We start from the raw sequence: 17,408 nt of genomic DNA, 5'->3' as shown, positions 1-17,408 counted from the left end.
AATATAAGGATATCAGATGTATATATTTTTAAGATATTATACTGATAATAAAGGAAATGTGATCCCTTGGTTTTTATAACTAAGGGATTTTTTAATTGACAATTTAACCGTAACTTATGAATAAAAAACTATACCTTATGCAGAGTTATTGATATTATACTCTTTAAGAAGATATAATGAAAATAAGCAAGGGGAGAGGGAATTATTAATGATTAAAATAGCTATTTGTGATGATGATGTAATCATCCTTAATCATACAAAGGAAATAATAGAAAGTTATAAGATAAAAGATTTACAAATCTACTCATATAAAAATGGAGAAGAGTTACTAGAAAGTGAAGAAACGTTTGACATTATATTTTTAGACATAGATATGAATGGTATTAATGGTATAGAAACAGCTAAAAAAATTAGAATTTACGATAAAAAAGTAAAAATAATTTATGTAACAAATTACACAGACTACACATATTCTGCTTTTAGTGTTCACGCTTTTGGCTATTTGATAAAACCAATTAAAGAAAAAAATCTTCATGAACAACTTGATGAAGCGTTATCTTATATGAAAGAGGATGAAGAGTGTTTGATAGACTTTATTACAGAAGGTGAATTGGTAAGAGTAGACATAAAGAAAATATATTACTTTGAATATATATCTAGAAAGATACTCATGAAAACAAGTGAAAAAACTTATATTATAAGAGATAAAATTTCAGCGATAAGTGATAAAATGAAAGACTTAGGTTTTGAAATGCCCCATAAAAGCTTTGTAGTAAATTTGTATAATGTAAAATCCATCAAAGGTTATGATATTTACATGATGGACGAAAGTATAATACCTTTATCGCAAAAAAAATCCAGCGAATTTAGAAATGCTCTCAATATTTATCTTAGTAATCATATTGAGAAACAGATAAGGGGGTAGTGGAGATTAATAGTTATATTGACGTAGTTGCATATTTAATATTGCCAATTATAGGAAGTTTGTTTATTGTTTATGCTTGTTTTGATTTTATGAAAAAGGTAGATAGAAATATATATAGAAAAAAGATGATTTATATATTTGCATTTATATTATTTAATATTGCCTTATTATTTAGCGCCTCATCAGGAAGTGTTTTAGTAAATATGATTACATTTCTAAGTGGAATATTGCTAATAGGATATTTTTTATATAATGATTCGAAACTTTATTTACTATATTACTGTATATTTGCTCTTTGTTTTTTATTTGTAGATTTGCTAGTTAGTTTTTTTATATCTTTTGTCATATCTTATGGTGGATTTTATTTTTCCAGTTTAGCTTATTTGCAAATAACCGTCGTATTTTTAATTAGAATTTTAGAATATGTTTATATAAAACTTTTTACAAACTTTATAAATAGACGTGAAGCAAAAATTATAAGTAAGATTCAAAGTTTTACTTTTTTGGTTATTCCTCTATTTAGTGTAATTTATATAATGACATTGGTTTTCTTGTTACAAATATATACTGGATTTGTGGAAAGTATTTTGTTAGTGGTAAACGTAGTTTTAATACTAATTTTAAATATATATGTAACTCATATTTTTGATACTGTATCAAAGAATAATACTTTGCAAAATGAAGTTAAATTATATCACCAACAAAGTGAATTACAGCACAAGTATTATGACAATTTGGAAAATAAATATAAAGAATCTCGAAAACTAATTCACGATGTAAGAAATCACTTACAATCCATAGAAAGATTATATGAAAATAAGGAAGAATATTTGGCAAAAAAATATACAAATGATATTCATTTAATGCTAAATGAACTAAATCAAAAGTATTATACAAGCAATAGAATATTAAATATTATTTTAAATGACAAATATCATATTATAAAGAATGCTAATATATATTTTGATTGTAAAATAGGAGAGTTAAATCTTGATTTTATAAGAGAAATAGATATTACCACAATATTTTCAAATATTTTAGATAATTCTATTGAAGCAGCAAAAAAAGCAGAGGATAATAGTTACATAAAATTTCATCTTAACAAATTTAATGATTTTATAGTTATAAATATAGTAAATTCTATGAAAGAAAAACCAATTATGAAAAATAAAAAAATTAAAAGTACTAAGGCTGATCATGATGGATTAGGTTTAGAAAATATAAGAAAAACTTTAGAAAAATATGAAGGCAGCTTAGTAATTGATTTTGATGAACATGAATTTAAAGTTAATATTGTAATTCCAAATTAAGAATTGGGAAGTGAATAAAGTGATTGAAATAGGAACTAAAATAGGATTAGTGCTAAGTGTTGTAATTTCATTTTTGACTCCAATATTAATGTTTATTTACTATATAATTTATAAAAAACAAAGATTAAAACCTTTTTTAATAGGTGTTTTTGTGTTTTTTATATCTCAAGTTATATTAAGATTACCATTATTATCCTATGTCTTACCAAATAAACTTTGGTACATGAGGTTAAGTTTAAATCCTTATTTGTATAGTATTTTTTTAGGATTAACTGCCGGCATTTTTGAAGAAGTAGGACGATATATAGGATTCAAATATTTCCTGAAAAATAATCAAAAATATGATGATGGATTAAGCTTTGGTTTTGGACATTGGGCTGTGGAGGCCTTACTTATAGTAGGAATAAATGCAGTGGCACTTTTGTTTAGTCCTAATTTACTTGAAACTTCAGGATTGAGTACAATAAATGCTTTTATGATGGGAATGGAAAGGTTATTTGTACTAAGTGTACATGTAGGTCTTTCAATGATTGTATTGTACTCAGTAAGACTAAATAAAATTACTTACTTGTTTGCTGCTGTTATACTTCATGGAATAATAGACGCAGGAATCGGTATTTTACCACAAATATTTAATATGGGAACTATAGGTATGGAAATATATGTACTAATTTGGGGATTAGGATTTTTATACTTAATATATAGATTAAAATTGAAATTTACTAAATTAGAGAATATAAAATAAAAATATTGAGGAGGAATAAAATGAAAAAATTAAGATTATTTTTAATGATAACTTTAGGTTGCGCAATTCTAGCAGGATGCTCTTCAAATAAATTAAGTGGTGATTTTAATGAAGAAGAGTTAAAGACTACTACAGAAAAAGTTATTCAAATGTTATGTAATGAGGAATATGACAAAATAAAAGAAATGTCAGGGCAAGAATTAATAGATGCAGGAGTAACAGACAAAATAAAAGAAGTTTGGGAGCCTATGGCTAAAGATTTAGGAAAATTTGATTCTATTGATAAAGAAGCAGTAGTAGGAAATGGGGATCAAGCTACAGTTGTAATTATATCTAAATTTGAAAATGGAAATGCCCAATTTACTATAAGTTACAATAAAGATATGAAGCTTACAGGATTCTATATAAAATAATAAAGTACCTTATCTAGTTAAATTTAGCTTAACTTAACTATGTAAGGTACTTTTGTTTTAAGTAAAAAAAGGCTTCTATTTATGGGGAAAATAGAAGCCTAAATGGGGGAGATTGAGTATGTTTGATTTTATAGTACTAGTTTTACCAAAACAAAATAGTTTATACATAAATTTAAAACAATTTAATAATTTTAAATAAAAATCATATAATTAATTAAACCATAAATAGAAAATATTTAGCCAATTCACCAATTTTAAATTACTTGAATATAATAAATAAGTATAAAATTGTTGATAATAAGGGGGAGGTATCATGGAATCTAGATATTATAAAGATGATTTGAAAGATATGATACTTGATATGGCCCGCAAAGAACTTGAAAATTATGTATCTCAAAAAGGAGCACAAAAATACTTTGAGGGAAATATAGATAAAATCATAAATGATTATATAAAAAAAATAAGCAAAGACTCAAATATTCAAAAAACGTATTTAAAAGTATTAAAACATGGTGCATATCAAGAAAATATGGTTTCAGTAGCAAAAATTATTAGAAATCAAGAACTATTTAAGTCAAAAGGAGAGTTAATAAAGTTTGCTAACTACTTGGGAGTAGATGTAAATAAAAAGAATTCTTACAATCAAATATTAAAAAAGGTTTCAAAGCATATTTATGGCAATAGGGGGTCATACTCTAAAAAATATGTTTTTTATAAAAGAAATAGTCAAGAATATGTGTTAGAGCCTGAAAAAATAAAAAAGGATTTAATAGAAAGTTATAAATCAAAAACTAGAGGTGATATGAAATCAATAGCAAAACTTCTAAATATAAAAATAGTGGAAGAAGATTCTGCAGAAGATATAAGAAAAAAGGTCATTAATTATATAATAAAAGAGAAGGTTGCAAAGAAAAACCATTAAAGTTAAAGGCGCTATTGGCGTCTTTAATTTTTGGATAAGAATATATAATAAGTTGTGTAAAAGGAGTTGGTCATATATTAAATTAAAAAAACTTTTTTTATTAATATTAATTATAATTTCTAGTGCAGTAGTAAGCAATGTTAACAAAGGTGAAGGTAGTTTAAATACTAATATAAAAATTGTAAGTTACAATATACATAGTGGAGTAGACAAGGATATGTTTCCGACTCTTTTTGATATTATAGATTTTTTGAAAAATTGTGATGCGGATATAATTTGTTTACAAGAAGTAAATGAATCTGCAAAGGTAGGATTTCAAGTGAGCAGTCTAAAGGAAGAATTGGGAATGAACTCTCACTTTGGTGCAAATGTAGTAAATCTAAACTCGAATTACGGTTTGGTAACTTATTCGAAATATAGAATAATTAGACAAAATCATGTATACCTGAGTAGCTCTAAGGAGCAAAGGGGTATGTTACATACAGTTATTGATGTTAGGGGAAAGAATGTAAATATAATTAATGTCCACTTAGGAACAAATAAAGAAGAACAAGCAGAACAATTAAAAGAATTACAAACGTTTATAGATGGACTTGGTGATGAACCTTATATTATTGCAGGAGATTTTAATGCTGCAGATATAAATCTTGATAGTAACTGTATAGATGTAGCTAAAAAATTAGATAAATCAAACACTCTTACCTTTTCTTTGGGTATAGAAAGAATAGATTATGTTTTTGTGTCACAAGATATTGTACCAATAAATTATCGAGTTATTATAAAAAAATTGTCAGACCATTATCCGATTATTGCAAAATTGAGAATATAATAATAAAATATTGTAGTAATGTACAAAAAAATGTAACAATATATAATTACACAAATACAGGGTATTGTAATACATAAGGAGGAAATAATATGAAATTCACATTTTGCCACAATAACTTTAACGTACTAAATTTAGAAAAAAGTTTAGAATTTTATGAAAAAGCATTAGGTTTAAAGGAAGTTAGACGTATAAATTCAGAAGATGGAAGTTTTGTTATAGTATATTTAGGTGATGGAGTAACATCTCATAATCTAGAATTAACTTGGCTAAGAGATTGGGAAAGACCATACAATTTAGGTGATAACGAATTCCATTTAGCATTAGAAGTAGAAGATTTTGACAAAGCTTACGAGTTCCATAAAGAAATGGGATGTATATGTTTTGAAAATAAAGCTATGGGAATATACTTCATAGCAGATCCAGATAATTACTGGGTAGAAATATTACCAAAGAAAAAATAGAATGATAAAATTTGGGGGAGATAACTGTGAATACAAAAGTAATTGCAGCTATAGGAGTTGGAACGCTAGCATTATCTTTAGGTCAGTCTAGTGTTAATGCACAGGAAAAAGGAACAGTTGCAGTTAGTGCATTAAATGTAAGAAGTGGACCAGGGACAGATACTAGCATAAAAAGTTGCTTATATAAAGGTGATGTTGTCGCAATATTAGAAAAAAGTGATGGTTGGTTAAAAGTTCAGTTACCTAATAAGGGCACTGGATGGGTCAGTGATAAATATATTCAAATAGAAAGCGCTAGTCTAAATGCAAAAATTAAATGTAAAGTTAGATTAAATGTAAGAAGTGGTCCAGGAAAATCCTATGAGATTAAAACTACTGTCAAAAATGGAACAATACATAAAATAACTGATAAATCAAATGGTTGGTACAAAATACAATTATCTAATGGAACTAGTGGTTGGATATATGGATCTTATGTTGATGAGACAATGGATAATATTTCTAATAACTCTAATAATGATTCAAGTAAACCTGAAGATACTATAGAATCAGAAGTGAATTTAAATGGAAAAGTAACCAGTAGTGTAAACTTAAATGTAAGAAGCGGTCCAGGTACAAATTATTCTGTTAAAACCTATTTAAAACCTGGTCAAGTGGTACTTCTATTAAGTGAATCAAATGGTTGGTACAAAGTAAAATTATCAAATGATACCATAGGATGGGCTTCATCTTCTTATATATCAAAGACGGATACTTATGGAAAATCTGCAGGTAGCTTAAATGTGAGAAGTGGACCAGGAACAAACTACTCTGTTAAAACCGTTTTAAAAAAAGGAGAAGTAGTAACCATAACTAATAGTTCTAATTCTTGGAACCAAATAAAAACAAGTTCTAATATTACTGGATGGGTAAGTTCTAAGTATATAAATCTTACAACAGAATTACCAGGTGATAATACATCAAGTGAATCTAAAGATGAAGCAGTAGTAAATCTTGCTAAGGCTCAGCTAGGCAAACCTTATGTATGGGGTGGAAATGGTCCAAATTCATTTGACTGTTCAGGATTTACAAGTTATGTATATCTTCATGCGAGGGGGGTATACTTACCGAGAATTTCTTATGAACAAGCAACAGTAGGAACTGCTGTAGGAACAAGTAACTTGAAAAAGGGAGATTTATTACACTTTGCTACAGTTACACCTGGAAGAACTTCACATGTGGGTATATATATTGGAAATAACCAATTTATTCATGCCAGTGGTTCTCAAACAAGGCCAGATAAGGTGAAAATAGACTCTTTATCGGGATATTATGGAAAAGTATTACTAGGAGCAAGAAGATTTTAATAATGCTAAAAAACTATGAAGTTAGAGAATATCTAAATTCATAGTTTTTTTTAATAATAATTATTTATAAGTAAATTAATATCATAAATTGGACATCTTCTAAATATATATTAGTAAAAACCATTTAGGAGGGGGCAACTTATGAGCAAAAGAAAATTTTACAAAAATTTCAATAAAAGAAAAAAGTTTAATGGAACGAGAGTAATAACTGTTACCTTATGTTTATGTATTGTGGGGGCTTATACATACATAAATTTAAAGGACAAGGATTTTATGGACAAGTTAGGAAAGGTCAACGTAGTAAGTGCAATAAAAAATGCATCAATATGGAATGGGCTTAAAAATATATTTGACAAAAGTAATGTTATTACTTCATCAAATATTGAGTCACAGTTGAAAGAAGTGGAAAAAGGTGATGAAGATGAAAAGCAAGAAAATTCACAGGTAGCAAGTGTAAATGAGATGGTAGTTTATACAATACAGGTAGCATCTTTAGAAGATAAAAATGATTTGAAAAAAATAGAAGAAGTTATGAATCAATATAAAATTCCATCATCAAGTATGACAATAGATAAATCTGAAAAGCTTCAAGTGTACTCTTCTTTTGATGAAGGTAAGGTGAGAAATAGCTTGGAAAAGACAAGAACATACTTTTCTGACTCTTTTTTAACAAAAATAGAAGTACCAATGCTATCTTTAGAATATACAGATAGATATTCTTATATGAAAGATATAGCAAGTGGTTTAAATGATTTGATTGAAAATTATCAAAAAGAAGGTCAATATTGGGATGGAAACAAAAATGATTTAGCCACTTACAATGAAATTTTAACAAATCGAAAGACAATACTAGAAAATTTGAAAAAAAATACACAAAAAATTGATTATTCAAAAATGGATAAATTTAAAAATAATTTAATTTCTTACATAGATGACACACAAAATAACATTTTGACTTCATCAAAAAATGCCAATGAAAATAAAGGTTATGTGAGTCAAGGTTTGTTATTATCTTCAGTTCAACAGTATTACTTATTTGTACAATCAATGAAATAGTTAACATAAAAAAAGGTTGTTATATCAACCTTTTTTTATGTAATAAAAATGAAACATGCCAAAATGGAATGATTTATAAATTCTTAATTTTTTAAATTGATATATTAATAACGGTTTAAAATGATTATCCTAATTAGTAAATTGGGATATTTTTTTAACAATTATTAACTTTTAAAAATTTTATAGTATACTATAGTTAATAGCATAAAAGTTAAAAACAGTTTGGGGAGGTAGTAAAATGAAGCTCTTAACATTTAAAGGAGGAATACATCCTTCATATAATAAAGAGTATACAAATCAAATAGCTTTAAAAAAAGCAGAGGCTCCAAAAGTAGTCTATATACCTCTACAACAACATATAGGTGCGCCAGCAAAACCTATAGTTGAAGTAGGACAAGAGGTAAAAAAAGGACAAAAAATTGGTGAACCTCAAGGATTTGTATCAACTTATATACATTCATCTGTTTCAGGAAAAGTTATTAGTATAGAAGAACATGAAATTCCAGGAGGAAAAGGTCTTTGTGTTGTGATCGAAAATGACTTTAAAGAAGAATTAGATGAAAGTATAGGACCAAAAGGTGAGCTAGAAACATTGGACTCAAAGGATATAATCAAATATGTCCAAGAAGCAGGTATAGTTGGAATGGGTGGAGCAACATTCCCAACTCATGTTAAGCTTTCACCACCACCAGATGCAAATATTGATGTTGTTATTTTAAATGGGGCGGAATGTGAACCATATCTTACAGCTGACCATAGACTTATGGTAGAAAATCCTGAAGACGTAGTCTTTGGTATTAGAGTAATAATGAAGGCTCTAAACGTTAAAAAAGGATATATAGGTATTGAAGTTAACAAGCCAGACGCTATAGAAGCTATAACAAATGCTGCTAAAGGATTTAACGATGTGGAAGTAGTTGGCCTAGAAGTTAAATATCCTCAAGGAGCAGAAAAACAATTAATATATGCTTGTACAGGAAGAGAAGTTCCATCAGGAGCATTACCAGCAGCTGCAGGAGCTGTTGTTGACAACGTTGGAACAGCTGCTCAAATAGCAAAAACTATTAAAACTGGATTGCCTTTAATAGAAAGAATTACAACAGTAACAGGAAGTTGCATAAAAGAGCCGGCAAACTTAATAACAAAAGTAGGTACAGTAGTTTCTGAAATAATTGATCAATGTGGCGGATTTAAGGAAGATGTAAAAGTAGGTAAATTTATAATGGGTGGACCTATGATGGGTATGACTCAATATACAACAAATGTAGTTACTAATAAAGGTTCTTCTGGAATTCTATGTATATCTGAAGAAGAAGCTAAGATAGATGAACCAAGTAACTGTTTAAGATGTGGTAGATGTACAGATGTATGTCCAGCATTTTTACAACCTTTATATATAAGTGCGAATTCTTTAAAAGGTGACTTTGAAAGAGCAGCCGAACATAGAGCTCTTGATTGTATAGAATGTGGATCTTGCTCATTTATATGTCCAGCAAGAAGACCATTAGTAGAATCAATAAGAAATGCTAAAAGACAAATTCAAGCTATGAGAAGAAAACAACAAGCGGCTAGCAAATAGTAGTTAGGGGGAAAAAATATGGAAAACAAGTTTATTGTATCATCATCACCTCATATTAGAAGCAATGAAGATACGTCTTATATAATGAAACAAGTAGTACTTGCCCTTGTGCCAGCAGCACTTGCTGCAGTGTATTTTTTTAGAATTAATGCTTTATTCGTAATGTTCTTTTGTATACTGGGTACAGTTGGGTCAGAATTTTTATGTCAAAAAATAACTAAACAAAAAAGTGCTGTGGGAGATTTTTCTGCAGTGGTAACAGGATTATTACTTGCATTTAACGTTCCTGCTGCACTTCCATGGTGGATGTGCATATTAGGTGGCGCATTTGCTATTATAGTTGTAAAAATGGTATTTGGCGGAATTGGGAATAACTTTGTTAACCCAGCTCTTGCAGGTAGAGCTTTCTTACTAGCATCATTTCCAGTAGCAATGACTGCTTGGACTAAAACTGGTGTAAACTGGGTAACTATGAATAGTTTAGACGCAGTATCTACTGCAACACCACTTAGTTTCCTAAAATCTGGAGCAGCTGGACTTGAACCATTAAAACAAAATGGAGTATCACTTTTAGATATGGCTTTAGGTAATATAGGAGGAAGTATAGGTGAAACATGTGCAATACTAATACTTCTAGGAGGAGCTTATTTAATTTATAAGGGAATTATTTCTTATATAATGCCAGTATGTTATTTAGGTACAATATTTATATTAAGTTTCTTATTAGGTGGATTTAGTTTTGAGTTTGCAATGTTCCAAATATTAGCAGGTGGTGTTATGTTAGGTGCATTCTTCATGTTAACTGACTATACAACGTCGCCTATGACGAAAAAAGGACAAATTATTTATGCTATTTTAGCTGGTGTTATTGCAACAGTAATAAGGTTATATGGTGGTTATCCAGAAGGATGTTCATACTCAATATTATTAGCGAACGTTGCCACACCATTAATAGATAAATATGTTAATAACAGAGTATTTGGGGAGGTGGCTAAGAGTGAATAATATATTAAAATTAGGATTAAACTTATTTGTAATATGTGCCATAGCTGCCGGTTTATTAGCAGGAACAAACCAAATAACTGAGCCAATAATAGCTCAAAGAAATGAACAAGCTAATAATGAAGCAAGACAAACTGTATTACCAGGAGTAAGTGATTTTAAAGCTTTAGATAAATCAAAATATAAAAGCGATGGTAGTGTAGAAATTGTAGAAGTTTACGAAGGTTTAAATGGATCTGATGTGGCAGGTTATACTATAAAAGCACTTCCAGGTGGTTATGGTGGAAGTATAGAAATTATGGTAGGTATAAAATCTGATGGAACTATATCAGGTATTAATATAGGTAATATGACTGAAACACCAGGACTTGGTGCTAAGGCAAAAGAGGAAGCTTTTTATGGACAATTTTCAGGAAAACCAGCAACAGAACTTAGTGTTATAAAAAGTGGAACTCCAGGAGAGACAGAAATACAAGCAATATCAGGAGCTACTATTACATCTACAGCTGTAACAACTGGAGTTAATGCAGCAGTAGCAGTATATGATAGCATTAATAAATAGGATAGGGGGACAATAATATGAGTCTAGGAAAAATATTTAAAAATGGTATTATAGACGAGAATCCAACCTTTGTTCAAGTTATAGGTATGTGTCCAACTCTAGCTGTAACAAGTTCTGCCATAAATGGTATGGGTATGGGTCTTTCAACGGCTGTAGTTTTGGCGTGTTCAAATATAGCTATATCACTACTTAGAAAAGTAATACCAGATAAAATAAGAATACCAGCATTTGTAGTTGTAATAGCAACATTCGTTACAATAGTGCAAATGGTTTTAAAAGCATTTGTGCCTTCGTTAGATAAGGCGCTTGGATTATATATTCCATTAATAGTTGTTAACTGTATAATACTTGCTCGTGCAGAAGCATATGCATCAAAAAATGGGCCAGTAGAATCAGCAGTTGACGGAATGGCAATGGGTCTTGGATTCACTTTAGCTCTTACAATATTAGGGGCAGTTAGAGAAATCTTAGGAGCAGGAACAATATTTGGCTTTGCTATATTAGGAGCTTCTTATGAGCCAGCTTTATTATTTATACTACCTCCAGGTGCATTCTTAACTTTAGGATTCTTAATGGCACTATTTAATAAAGTAGTAAAGAAAAAAGCGTAATTAAGGGGGAAGTCATATGAATTATATATTATTATTTCTAAGTATTGTGCTTGTCAATAATGTTATAACATCACAATTCTTAGGTATATGTCCATTTTTAGGTGTTTCTAAAAAAGTTGATACAGCTGCAGGGATGGGGGTAGCAGTTACTTTCGTTCTAGCTTTAGCATCTGTAATAACTTTCTTTATACAAAAATTGTTAGATTTAACAGGTACTTCAGGATATTTACAAACAATAGCGTTTATACTAGTAATAGCATCGATAGTTCAATTTGTTGAAATGTTTATAAAAAAATCAAGTCCTTCATTATATCAAGCATTAGGTGTGTATTTACCACTTATAACAACAAACTGTGCTGTGCTAGGTATAGCATTAGTTAACGTACAAAACAACTACAATATAGTTGAGACGTTAATAAATGGTGCAGGTGCAGGTGTTGGTTTTACACTTGCAATAGTGTTGTTCGCAGGAATAAGAGAAAGACTAGAATTAGCAGATATACCAGAATCATTCCAGGGATATCCGATAGCGTTGATATCAGCAGCGTTAATGTCAATAGCTTTCTTAGGATTTACAGGATTAATAAAACTATAAAACAGGGGGTGATTTTGTGAGCATAATTAAAGCAATTATAATTTTAGGTGGATTAGGATTAATCTTCGGAGCAATATTAGCCTATGCATCTAAAAAATTTGCAGTTGAAGTAGATGAAAAAGAAGAAAAAATACTTGAAGTACTTCCAGGAGCTAACTGTGGTGGTTGTGGATTCCCAGGATGTGGAGGATTAGCTGCAGCAATAGCTAAAGGAGATGCACCAGTTAACGGATGTCCAGTTGGTGGAGCAGCAGTTGCTGCCAAAGTTGGAGAAATAATGGGTGTAGCAGTAGATAGTTCAGAAAAAATGGTAGCAGCAGTAAAATGTAGCGGTACTTGTGACAAAGCAAAAGATAAATATGAACATCAAGGATTAAAAGATTGTAGAGCAGCAGCAGCTTTAATAGGTGGCTCAAAAGCTTGTAGTGCAGGATGTTTAGGATTTGGAACTTGTGTCTCTGTATGTAAATTTGATGCTATTAAAATAGAAAATGGTGTAGCAGTAATAGATGAAGAAAAATGTGTAAATTGTGGTAAATGTAAAGAAGCATGTCCAAAGGCGTTAATAGTAGAAAAGCCAGCTAGTAAAGAAGTATTTGTAAAATGTAATAGCCATGAATTTGGTAAAGCAGTAAAAGTAAAATGTTCAGCTGGATGTATTGGATGTGGAGCTTGTGCTAAAGTTTGCCCAGTTGAAGCTATAATTATAGATAATAAGCTTGCAGTAATAGATCAAGAAAAGTGTATAGGTTGTAAAGTCTGTGTAGCAAAATGTCCAACAAAAGTTATATCAGGAGATATAAGTGACAGAAGAAAAGTTACTATAGACGAAGAAAAATGTATAGGATGTACTGCTTGTGCAAGAGCATGTAAATTTGGTGCAATAGAAGGCGAAAAGAAACAACCACACAAAATTGATCAAGATAAATGTAAAGGGTGCCATTTATGTTTACCAAAATGTAAAAAGGGTGCAATGAGTTTAGTTGATGAAGAGATTAAAGCAACTAACTAATAAGACATGTTATAAAATAGATGTTAAAATATTTTAAATATGGTTAAAATAAAGGTATGGAAATAATCCATACCTTTATTTTTGTTTAAAATCAAATAATATAAGCTTTCTGATTATTTTAGAATAAAAAAATTATAAATATAACAATTATGTAATCAAAAGACTCGACATTAACATTGAAATTTTTACAATATAATGATAAACTTAATTAGTACAAAATAATAGTACAAGGTGAGGTGAGAGAATGGATATAATCTTAGCATCGAAATCACCTAGAAGAAGAGAAATCTTAGAAAATACTAAGGTGAGATTTTCCGTAAAAGAAAGTCAAGTTGATGAAGTTATCAAAGCAGATGAATCACCAAAAGAAACAGTAATGAGACTTGCATACGAAAAAGCATTAGATGTGGCAAATAACAATAAAGAATCACTAGTAATTGGTGCAGATACAATCGTTGTCATAAATGGCCAAATTTTGGGAAAACCTAAAAACGAAGAAGAAGCATACAACATGATTAAGTTATTGTCAGGGAAAACTCATTATGTAATCACTGGTTTCGCTTTGATAAATTTAAGTTTAAACAAAAAAGTTATTGATTGTGAGGTTAGTCAAGTAACTTTTAAAGAATTATCCGAAGAATGTATAAAAGATTATTTGAATACAAAAGAGTCTTTAGATAAAGCTGGAGCTTATGGAATACAAGGGTATGGAGGACTATTAGTTAAAAATATTCAAGGCGACTACTTTAATATAGTAGGGCTTCCAATATCAAAAATAAGTGACTGCTTAAAGGATCACTTTAAAATAAATCTTTTTTACGGAGGTTGATTCAACTGAAAAAGTCTTCTAATTCATTAATGACAATTAGAGATATGACATTAGAAGAAAGACCAAGAGAAAAAATGATTCTAAATGGCGCAAATAGTTTATCTGATGCAGAATTATTAGCTATACTTATAAGAACTGGGACTAAAGAATCAAATGCAATTCAACTAGGCCAAGCTATTATAGACAAATCTGATAATATCAGATATTTACAAGACTTAACGTTTGAAGAGCTAAAAAGCATTAATGGTATAGGACAAACTAAAGCACTTCAAATTAAGGCAGCCTTAGAATTAGCTAGTAGGATAGCATCATATAAGCCTGCAAAGTATAAAATCAAAAACCCTTGGGACATATATAAATACTATATGGAGAGTTTAAGATATCAATATAAAGAAATTTTTAAGGTAGTTCTTTTAAATACAAAAAATGAAATAATAACTGATGTGGACATTTCTGTGGGAACTCTAAATTCATCCCTTGTTCATCCTAGAGAAGTTTTTAGAGAGGCAATAAGAAGAAGTAGTAATAAGATTATTTTACTACATAACCATCCATCTGGAAGCTGTGAGCCTTCAAAAGAAGATAAAAACGTAACAAGTAGGCTAAAAGATTGTGGTGAAATTATGGGCATAGAAGTTATAGATCATATCATAATAGGGGACGGAGTTTATTTCAGTTTTAAAGAGAATCTGTTGATTTAATAAGAATAAAGTAAGGAAGGTGTATTAAGATGGCAAAGGAAAAGAAGGAAAAAAAAGGTTATAAATCTTTATTTGGATTTGGAAAAATGACTAAGGATATGGGTATCGATTTAGGTACTGCAAATACATTAGTTTATATAAAAGGACAAGGAATAGTAGTAAGAGAACCATCTGTTGTTGCTATAAGAGATGATAGCAAACAAGTTTTAGCAGTTGGTGAAGAAGCAAAAAGAATGATAGGTAGAACGCCAGGGAACATAGTAGCTATAAGACCAATGAAAGATGGAGTTATAGCTGATTTTGATGTTACTCAATCAATGTTAAGTTACTTCATACAAAAAGCTGCAGCTAAAAAAGGAGTAGTATCTCCAAGAATAGCTATATGTGTACCTTTTGGTGTAACAGAAGTTGAAAAAAGAGCAATAGAAGAAGCAGCAAGACAAGCTGGAGCTAAAGATGCATTCTTAATAGAAGAACCAATGGCAGCTGCAATAGGAGCTGGGCTTAGAATAGAAGAACCAGAAGGAAACATGGTAGTGGATATAGGTGGTGGTACTTCTGAAATAGCTATAATATCATTAGGTGGTATAGTTACAGCTAAATCTATAAGACTTGGTGGAGACGAATTAGACGAAGCTATAGTTAGTTATGTAAAAAAAGAATACAGCTTAATGATAGGTGAGAGAACTGCTGAAAATGTAAAAATTACAATAGGTTCAGCTTATAAAGAAGGCGAAGAAGTTGAAATGGAAATAAGAGGTAGAGACTTAATAACAGGTCTTCCAAAAACTATGCAAATATCTTCATCAGAAGTAAGAGATGCTTTAAGAGAACCTGTTAATTCTATAGTAGATGGAATAAAATCTACATTAGAAAAAACTCCACCAGAATTAGCTTCAGACATTATGGAAAACGGAATAATGTTAACTGGAGGAGGAGCTTTACTTAAAGGGCTTGATAAATTAGTTAAAGAAGAAACTGGAATGCCAGTTAAAATAGCAGAAAATCCACTAGACTGTGTTGCTATAGGTACAGGTAAATCAGTAGAAGATGTAGAAATATTTGAAAAAGTACTAATGATGAACAATAAAAAGTAATGAAGTAGGTGCTGACCTTGAAGTTTGAAAAGAATAATAAAAACAAGAAAAAGGTTAATTTTAAAGTGATAGCAACAGGCGTAGTTGCTATCACTTTAATTGGAATTGTAGCTATGTCTATGGGAAGGACAGGTGGGAGTAACCCTACAGGTTCAAATGTAGGAATGACTACAATATCTACCATAGGAAGTACAATTAATAGTGGATTTACCTTTGTAAAAAGTGGATTTGAAAATATAATAAATTTTCAAAAAAATGCTAAAAAAGCTGAAAGTTTAGAAGAAGAAAATAACAAATTACAGCAAGAAGTAATTGATCTACAAGGCAAATTAGATGATGTTCAATCTCTACAAAGTTTAAAAACTGCATTAAATTTTGTAGATGAAAAATATGTTGCTAAAACTTTATCCGCTAAGGTAGTTAGCAAGAATGATGGAAATTGGTATTCAAGTTTTGTTGTATCTGCTGGTAGTAAAGATGGCGTGAAAAAAGATAGTTTAGTTATGAATGGTAATGGCTTAGTAGGTATAGTATATGAAGTATCTGAAAATTATTGTAAGGTTATTTCTTTATTAGATACAAAATCATCAGTAAGTTTTAAGTTAGCAAAGAACTCTGAATTTAAGGGGATTATTACGTATGGTGAAAGTGTAGACGAAAAAACAGATTATAGAGATAATGGGTTGCTACAAGGATATATGTTTGATTCTAATTATGATGTATTACCAGGTGACGTAGTTACAACATCAGGCCTTGCACTATTTCCAGAGGGAATTGTAATAGGTAAAGTAGAAAAAGTAATTGAAAATAAAAATAACTCATTAAAATATGTAATAATAAAACCGAATGTTGATTTCAAAAATATAGACGATGTAGTAATCGTTGAGCCAAGAAATATAAACTAGAGGGGGTATATACAATGAAAAAAATTTACCTTTCTCTTTTGGGAATAGCTATACTGATATTAGAAAATAGTATAACAAATTATATAAGTATATTTGGAGTAACAATAGATTTTCTTTTAATTTTTCTAACAATTATATCTTTGTATTTAGATGAACTTGAGATTGGTATTATAGGAGCCATATTAGGTCTATTGAAAGATATAACTGTTGGTGGGATATTTGGAATAAACGGCTTAGTTTACTTTTTAATATGTTATATAATTAGTTATTCAAGAAAAAAAATATACAAAGAAAGTAAAGTTACTATATTTACACTAATTTTAGCAACAACTATATTTAGTTCAGTGCTTAATATATTAGCATCAATTGTTGTATATAATAGTTTTACTTTTACAAGATTGATAATAAGAGGTATAGTAATATTACCAATTTTAAATAGTATAATAGCCTTAATCTTATATAAGGCTTTTGATAAGTCAATATTAAAACTTAAAGAAGATTAGTTGGT

At 29.6% G+C, this 17,408-nt stretch carries 20 protein-coding genes; all 20 read left to right on the top strand.

The window, feature by feature from the left end:
• The first annotated feature begins 208 nt into the window (after positions 1 to 208).
• The 20 genes from K0039_RS05535 (at position 209) to mreD (ending at position 17,403) form a co-directional block, all read left to right on the top strand.
• Positions 209 to 925: a LytR/AlgR family response regulator transcription factor gene (locus K0039_RS05535; RefSeq protein WP_228104027.1), complete on the top strand. Its 717-nt coding sequence runs from the start codon at positions 209 to 211 to the stop codon at positions 923 to 925.
• Positions 925 to 2,235 carry a sensor histidine kinase gene (locus tag K0039_RS22155; RefSeq protein WP_228104026.1) on the top strand — a complete coding sequence of 437 codons (1,311 nt, stop codon included), beginning with the start codon at positions 925 to 927 and terminating at the stop codon, positions 2,233 to 2,235. Before K0039_RS05535 ends, K0039_RS22155 begins: the two co-directional genes overlap by 1 nt.
• 19 nt (positions 2,236 to 2,254) lie before the next feature.
• Positions 2,255 to 2,980, top strand: a complete 726-nt coding sequence (locus tag K0039_RS05525) for a YhfC family intramembrane metalloprotease (protein ID WP_228104025.1) — start codon at positions 2,255 to 2,257, stop codon at positions 2,978 to 2,980.
• 20 nt (positions 2,981 to 3,000) lie between these two features.
• The gene (locus K0039_RS05520; protein ID WP_228104024.1) at positions 3,001 to 3,393 is read left to right on the top strand and encodes a DUF3887 domain-containing protein; all 393 of its coding nucleotides are present in this window, start codon (positions 3,001 to 3,003) and stop codon (positions 3,391 to 3,393) included.
• Positions 3,394 to 3,706: 313 nt separating this feature from the next.
• Positions 3,707 to 4,315: a hypothetical protein gene (locus tag K0039_RS05515; RefSeq protein WP_228104023.1), complete on the top strand. Its 609-nt coding sequence runs from the start codon at positions 3,707 to 3,709 to the stop codon at positions 4,313 to 4,315.
• Positions 4,296 to 5,144: an endonuclease/exonuclease/phosphatase family protein gene (locus tag K0039_RS05510; RefSeq protein ID WP_228104022.1), complete on the top strand. Its 849-nt coding sequence runs from the start codon at positions 4,296 to 4,298 to the stop codon at positions 5,142 to 5,144. The genes K0039_RS05515 and K0039_RS05510 overlap by 20 nt, the downstream gene beginning before the upstream one ends.
• Positions 5,145 to 5,233: 89 nt before the next feature.
• On the top strand, positions 5,234 to 5,605 hold the full coding sequence (locus tag K0039_RS05505; protein WP_228104021.1) for a VOC family protein: 372 nt from the start codon (positions 5,234 to 5,236) through the stop codon (positions 5,603 to 5,605).
• A gap of 26 nt (positions 5,606 to 5,631) precedes the next feature.
• The gene (locus K0039_RS05500; protein WP_228104020.1) at positions 5,632 to 6,951 is read left to right on the top strand and encodes a C40 family peptidase; all 1,320 of its coding nucleotides are present in this window, start codon (positions 5,632 to 5,634) and stop codon (positions 6,949 to 6,951) included.
• A gap of 141 nt (positions 6,952 to 7,092) precedes the next feature.
• Entirely contained in the window at positions 7,093 to 8,007 is a 915-nt protein-coding gene (locus K0039_RS05495; RefSeq protein WP_228104019.1) for a hypothetical protein, read from the top strand.
• Positions 8,008 to 8,245: 238 nt separating this feature from the next.
• The gene (gene rsxC / locus K0039_RS05490; RefSeq protein ID WP_228104018.1) at positions 8,246 to 9,586 is read left to right on the top strand and encodes an electron transport complex subunit RsxC; all 1,341 of its coding nucleotides are present in this window, start codon (positions 8,246 to 8,248) and stop codon (positions 9,584 to 9,586) included.
• A gap of 18 nt (positions 9,587 to 9,604) precedes the next feature.
• Complete coding sequence (locus K0039_RS05485) at positions 9,605 to 10,591, top strand: RnfABCDGE type electron transport complex subunit D (protein WP_228104017.1); 987 nt, start codon at positions 9,605 to 9,607, stop codon at positions 10,589 to 10,591.
• Positions 10,584 to 11,150: an RnfABCDGE type electron transport complex subunit G gene (locus K0039_RS05480; protein ID WP_228104016.1), complete on the top strand. Its 567-nt coding sequence runs from the start codon at positions 10,584 to 10,586 to the stop codon at positions 11,148 to 11,150. The genes K0039_RS05485 and K0039_RS05480 overlap by 8 nt, the downstream gene beginning before the upstream one ends.
• A gap of 17 nt (positions 11,151 to 11,167) precedes the next feature.
• Positions 11,168 to 11,761, top strand: a complete 594-nt coding sequence (rsxE, locus tag K0039_RS05475) for an electron transport complex subunit RsxE (RefSeq protein WP_228104015.1) — start codon at positions 11,168 to 11,170, stop codon at positions 11,759 to 11,761.
• A gap of 16 nt (positions 11,762 to 11,777) precedes the next feature.
• Entirely contained in the window at positions 11,778 to 12,356 is a 579-nt protein-coding gene (rsxA, locus tag K0039_RS05470) for an electron transport complex subunit RsxA (RefSeq protein WP_228104014.1), read from the top strand.
• A 16-nt stretch (positions 12,357 to 12,372) separates the two neighbouring features.
• The gene (locus K0039_RS05465) at positions 12,373 to 13,368 is read left to right on the top strand and encodes an RnfABCDGE type electron transport complex subunit B (RefSeq protein WP_228104013.1); all 996 of its coding nucleotides are present in this window, start codon (positions 12,373 to 12,375) and stop codon (positions 13,366 to 13,368) included.
• Between the two features lie 244 nt (positions 13,369 to 13,612).
• The gene (locus K0039_RS05460) at positions 13,613 to 14,197 is read left to right on the top strand and encodes a Maf family protein (RefSeq protein ID WP_228104012.1); all 585 of its coding nucleotides are present in this window, start codon (positions 13,613 to 13,615) and stop codon (positions 14,195 to 14,197) included.
• A 44-nt stretch (positions 14,198 to 14,241) separates the two neighbouring features.
• A complete protein-coding gene (gene radC, locus K0039_RS05455) occupies positions 14,242 to 14,898 on the top strand; it encodes a RadC family protein (protein ID WP_228104198.1) in 657 nt (218 codons plus the stop codon).
• Between the two features lie 29 nt (positions 14,899 to 14,927).
• Positions 14,928 to 15,995: a rod shape-determining protein gene (locus K0039_RS05450; protein ID WP_272491542.1), complete on the top strand. Its 1,068-nt coding sequence runs from the start codon at positions 14,928 to 14,930 to the stop codon at positions 15,993 to 15,995.
• A gap of 8 nt (positions 15,996 to 16,003) precedes the next feature.
• Positions 16,004 to 16,900, top strand: a complete 897-nt coding sequence (gene mreC, locus K0039_RS05445) for a rod shape-determining protein MreC (protein ID WP_228104011.1) — start codon at positions 16,004 to 16,006, stop codon at positions 16,898 to 16,900.
• Between the two features lie 14 nt (positions 16,901 to 16,914).
• Entirely contained in the window at positions 16,915 to 17,403 is a 489-nt protein-coding gene (gene mreD, locus K0039_RS05440) for a rod shape-determining protein MreD (protein WP_228104010.1), read from the top strand.
• Positions 17,404 to 17,408: the final 5 nt, after the last annotated feature.

It is taken from the genome of Terrisporobacter mayombei, from assembly GCF_020748465.1.
Lineage (GTDB): Bacteria > Bacillota > Clostridia > Peptostreptococcales > Peptostreptococcaceae > Terrisporobacter > Terrisporobacter mayombei.
The sequence above is the reverse complement of the archived record's forward strand: the minus strand, read 5'-3'. Positions and strand labels throughout refer to the sequence as shown.

Bases quoted from the DNA above. Each gene is read 5' to 3' on its own strand.
- K0039_RS05535 (WP_228104027.1), top strand. From the start codon at position 209: ATGATTAAAATAGCTATTTGTGATGATGATGTAATCATCCTTAATCAT.
- K0039_RS05520 (WP_228104024.1), top strand. From the start codon at position 3,001: ATGAAAAAATTAAGATTATTTTTAATGATAACTTTAGGTTGCGCAATT.
- K0039_RS05515 (WP_228104023.1), top strand. From the start codon at position 3,707: ATGGAATCTAGATATTATAAAGATGATTTGAAAGATATGATACTTGAT.
- K0039_RS05505 (WP_228104021.1), top strand. From the start codon at position 5,234: ATGAAATTCACATTTTGCCACAATAACTTTAACGTACTAAATTTAGAA.
- K0039_RS05495 (WP_228104019.1), top strand. From the start codon at position 7,093: ATGAGCAAAAGAAAATTTTACAAAAATTTCAATAAAAGAAAAAAGTTT.
- rsxC (WP_228104018.1), top strand. From the start codon at position 8,246: ATGAAGCTCTTAACATTTAAAGGAGGAATACATCCTTCATATAATAAA.
- K0039_RS05485 (WP_228104017.1), top strand. From the start codon at position 9,605: ATGGAAAACAAGTTTATTGTATCATCATCACCTCATATTAGAAGCAAT.
- rsxE (WP_228104015.1), top strand. From the start codon at position 11,168: ATGAGTCTAGGAAAAATATTTAAAAATGGTATTATAGACGAGAATCCA.
- rsxA (WP_228104014.1), top strand. From the start codon at position 11,778: ATGAATTATATATTATTATTTCTAAGTATTGTGCTTGTCAATAATGTT.
- K0039_RS05460 (WP_228104012.1), top strand. From the start codon at position 13,613: ATGGATATAATCTTAGCATCGAAATCACCTAGAAGAAGAGAAATCTTA.
- radC (WP_228104198.1), top strand. From the start codon at position 14,242: ATGACATTAGAAGAAAGACCAAGAGAAAAAATGATTCTAAATGGCGCA.
- K0039_RS05450 (WP_272491542.1), top strand. From the start codon at position 14,928: ATGGCAAAGGAAAAGAAGGAAAAAAAAGGTTATAAATCTTTATTTGGA.
- mreD (WP_228104010.1), top strand. From the start codon at position 16,915: ATGAAAAAAATTTACCTTTCTCTTTTGGGAATAGCTATACTGATATTA.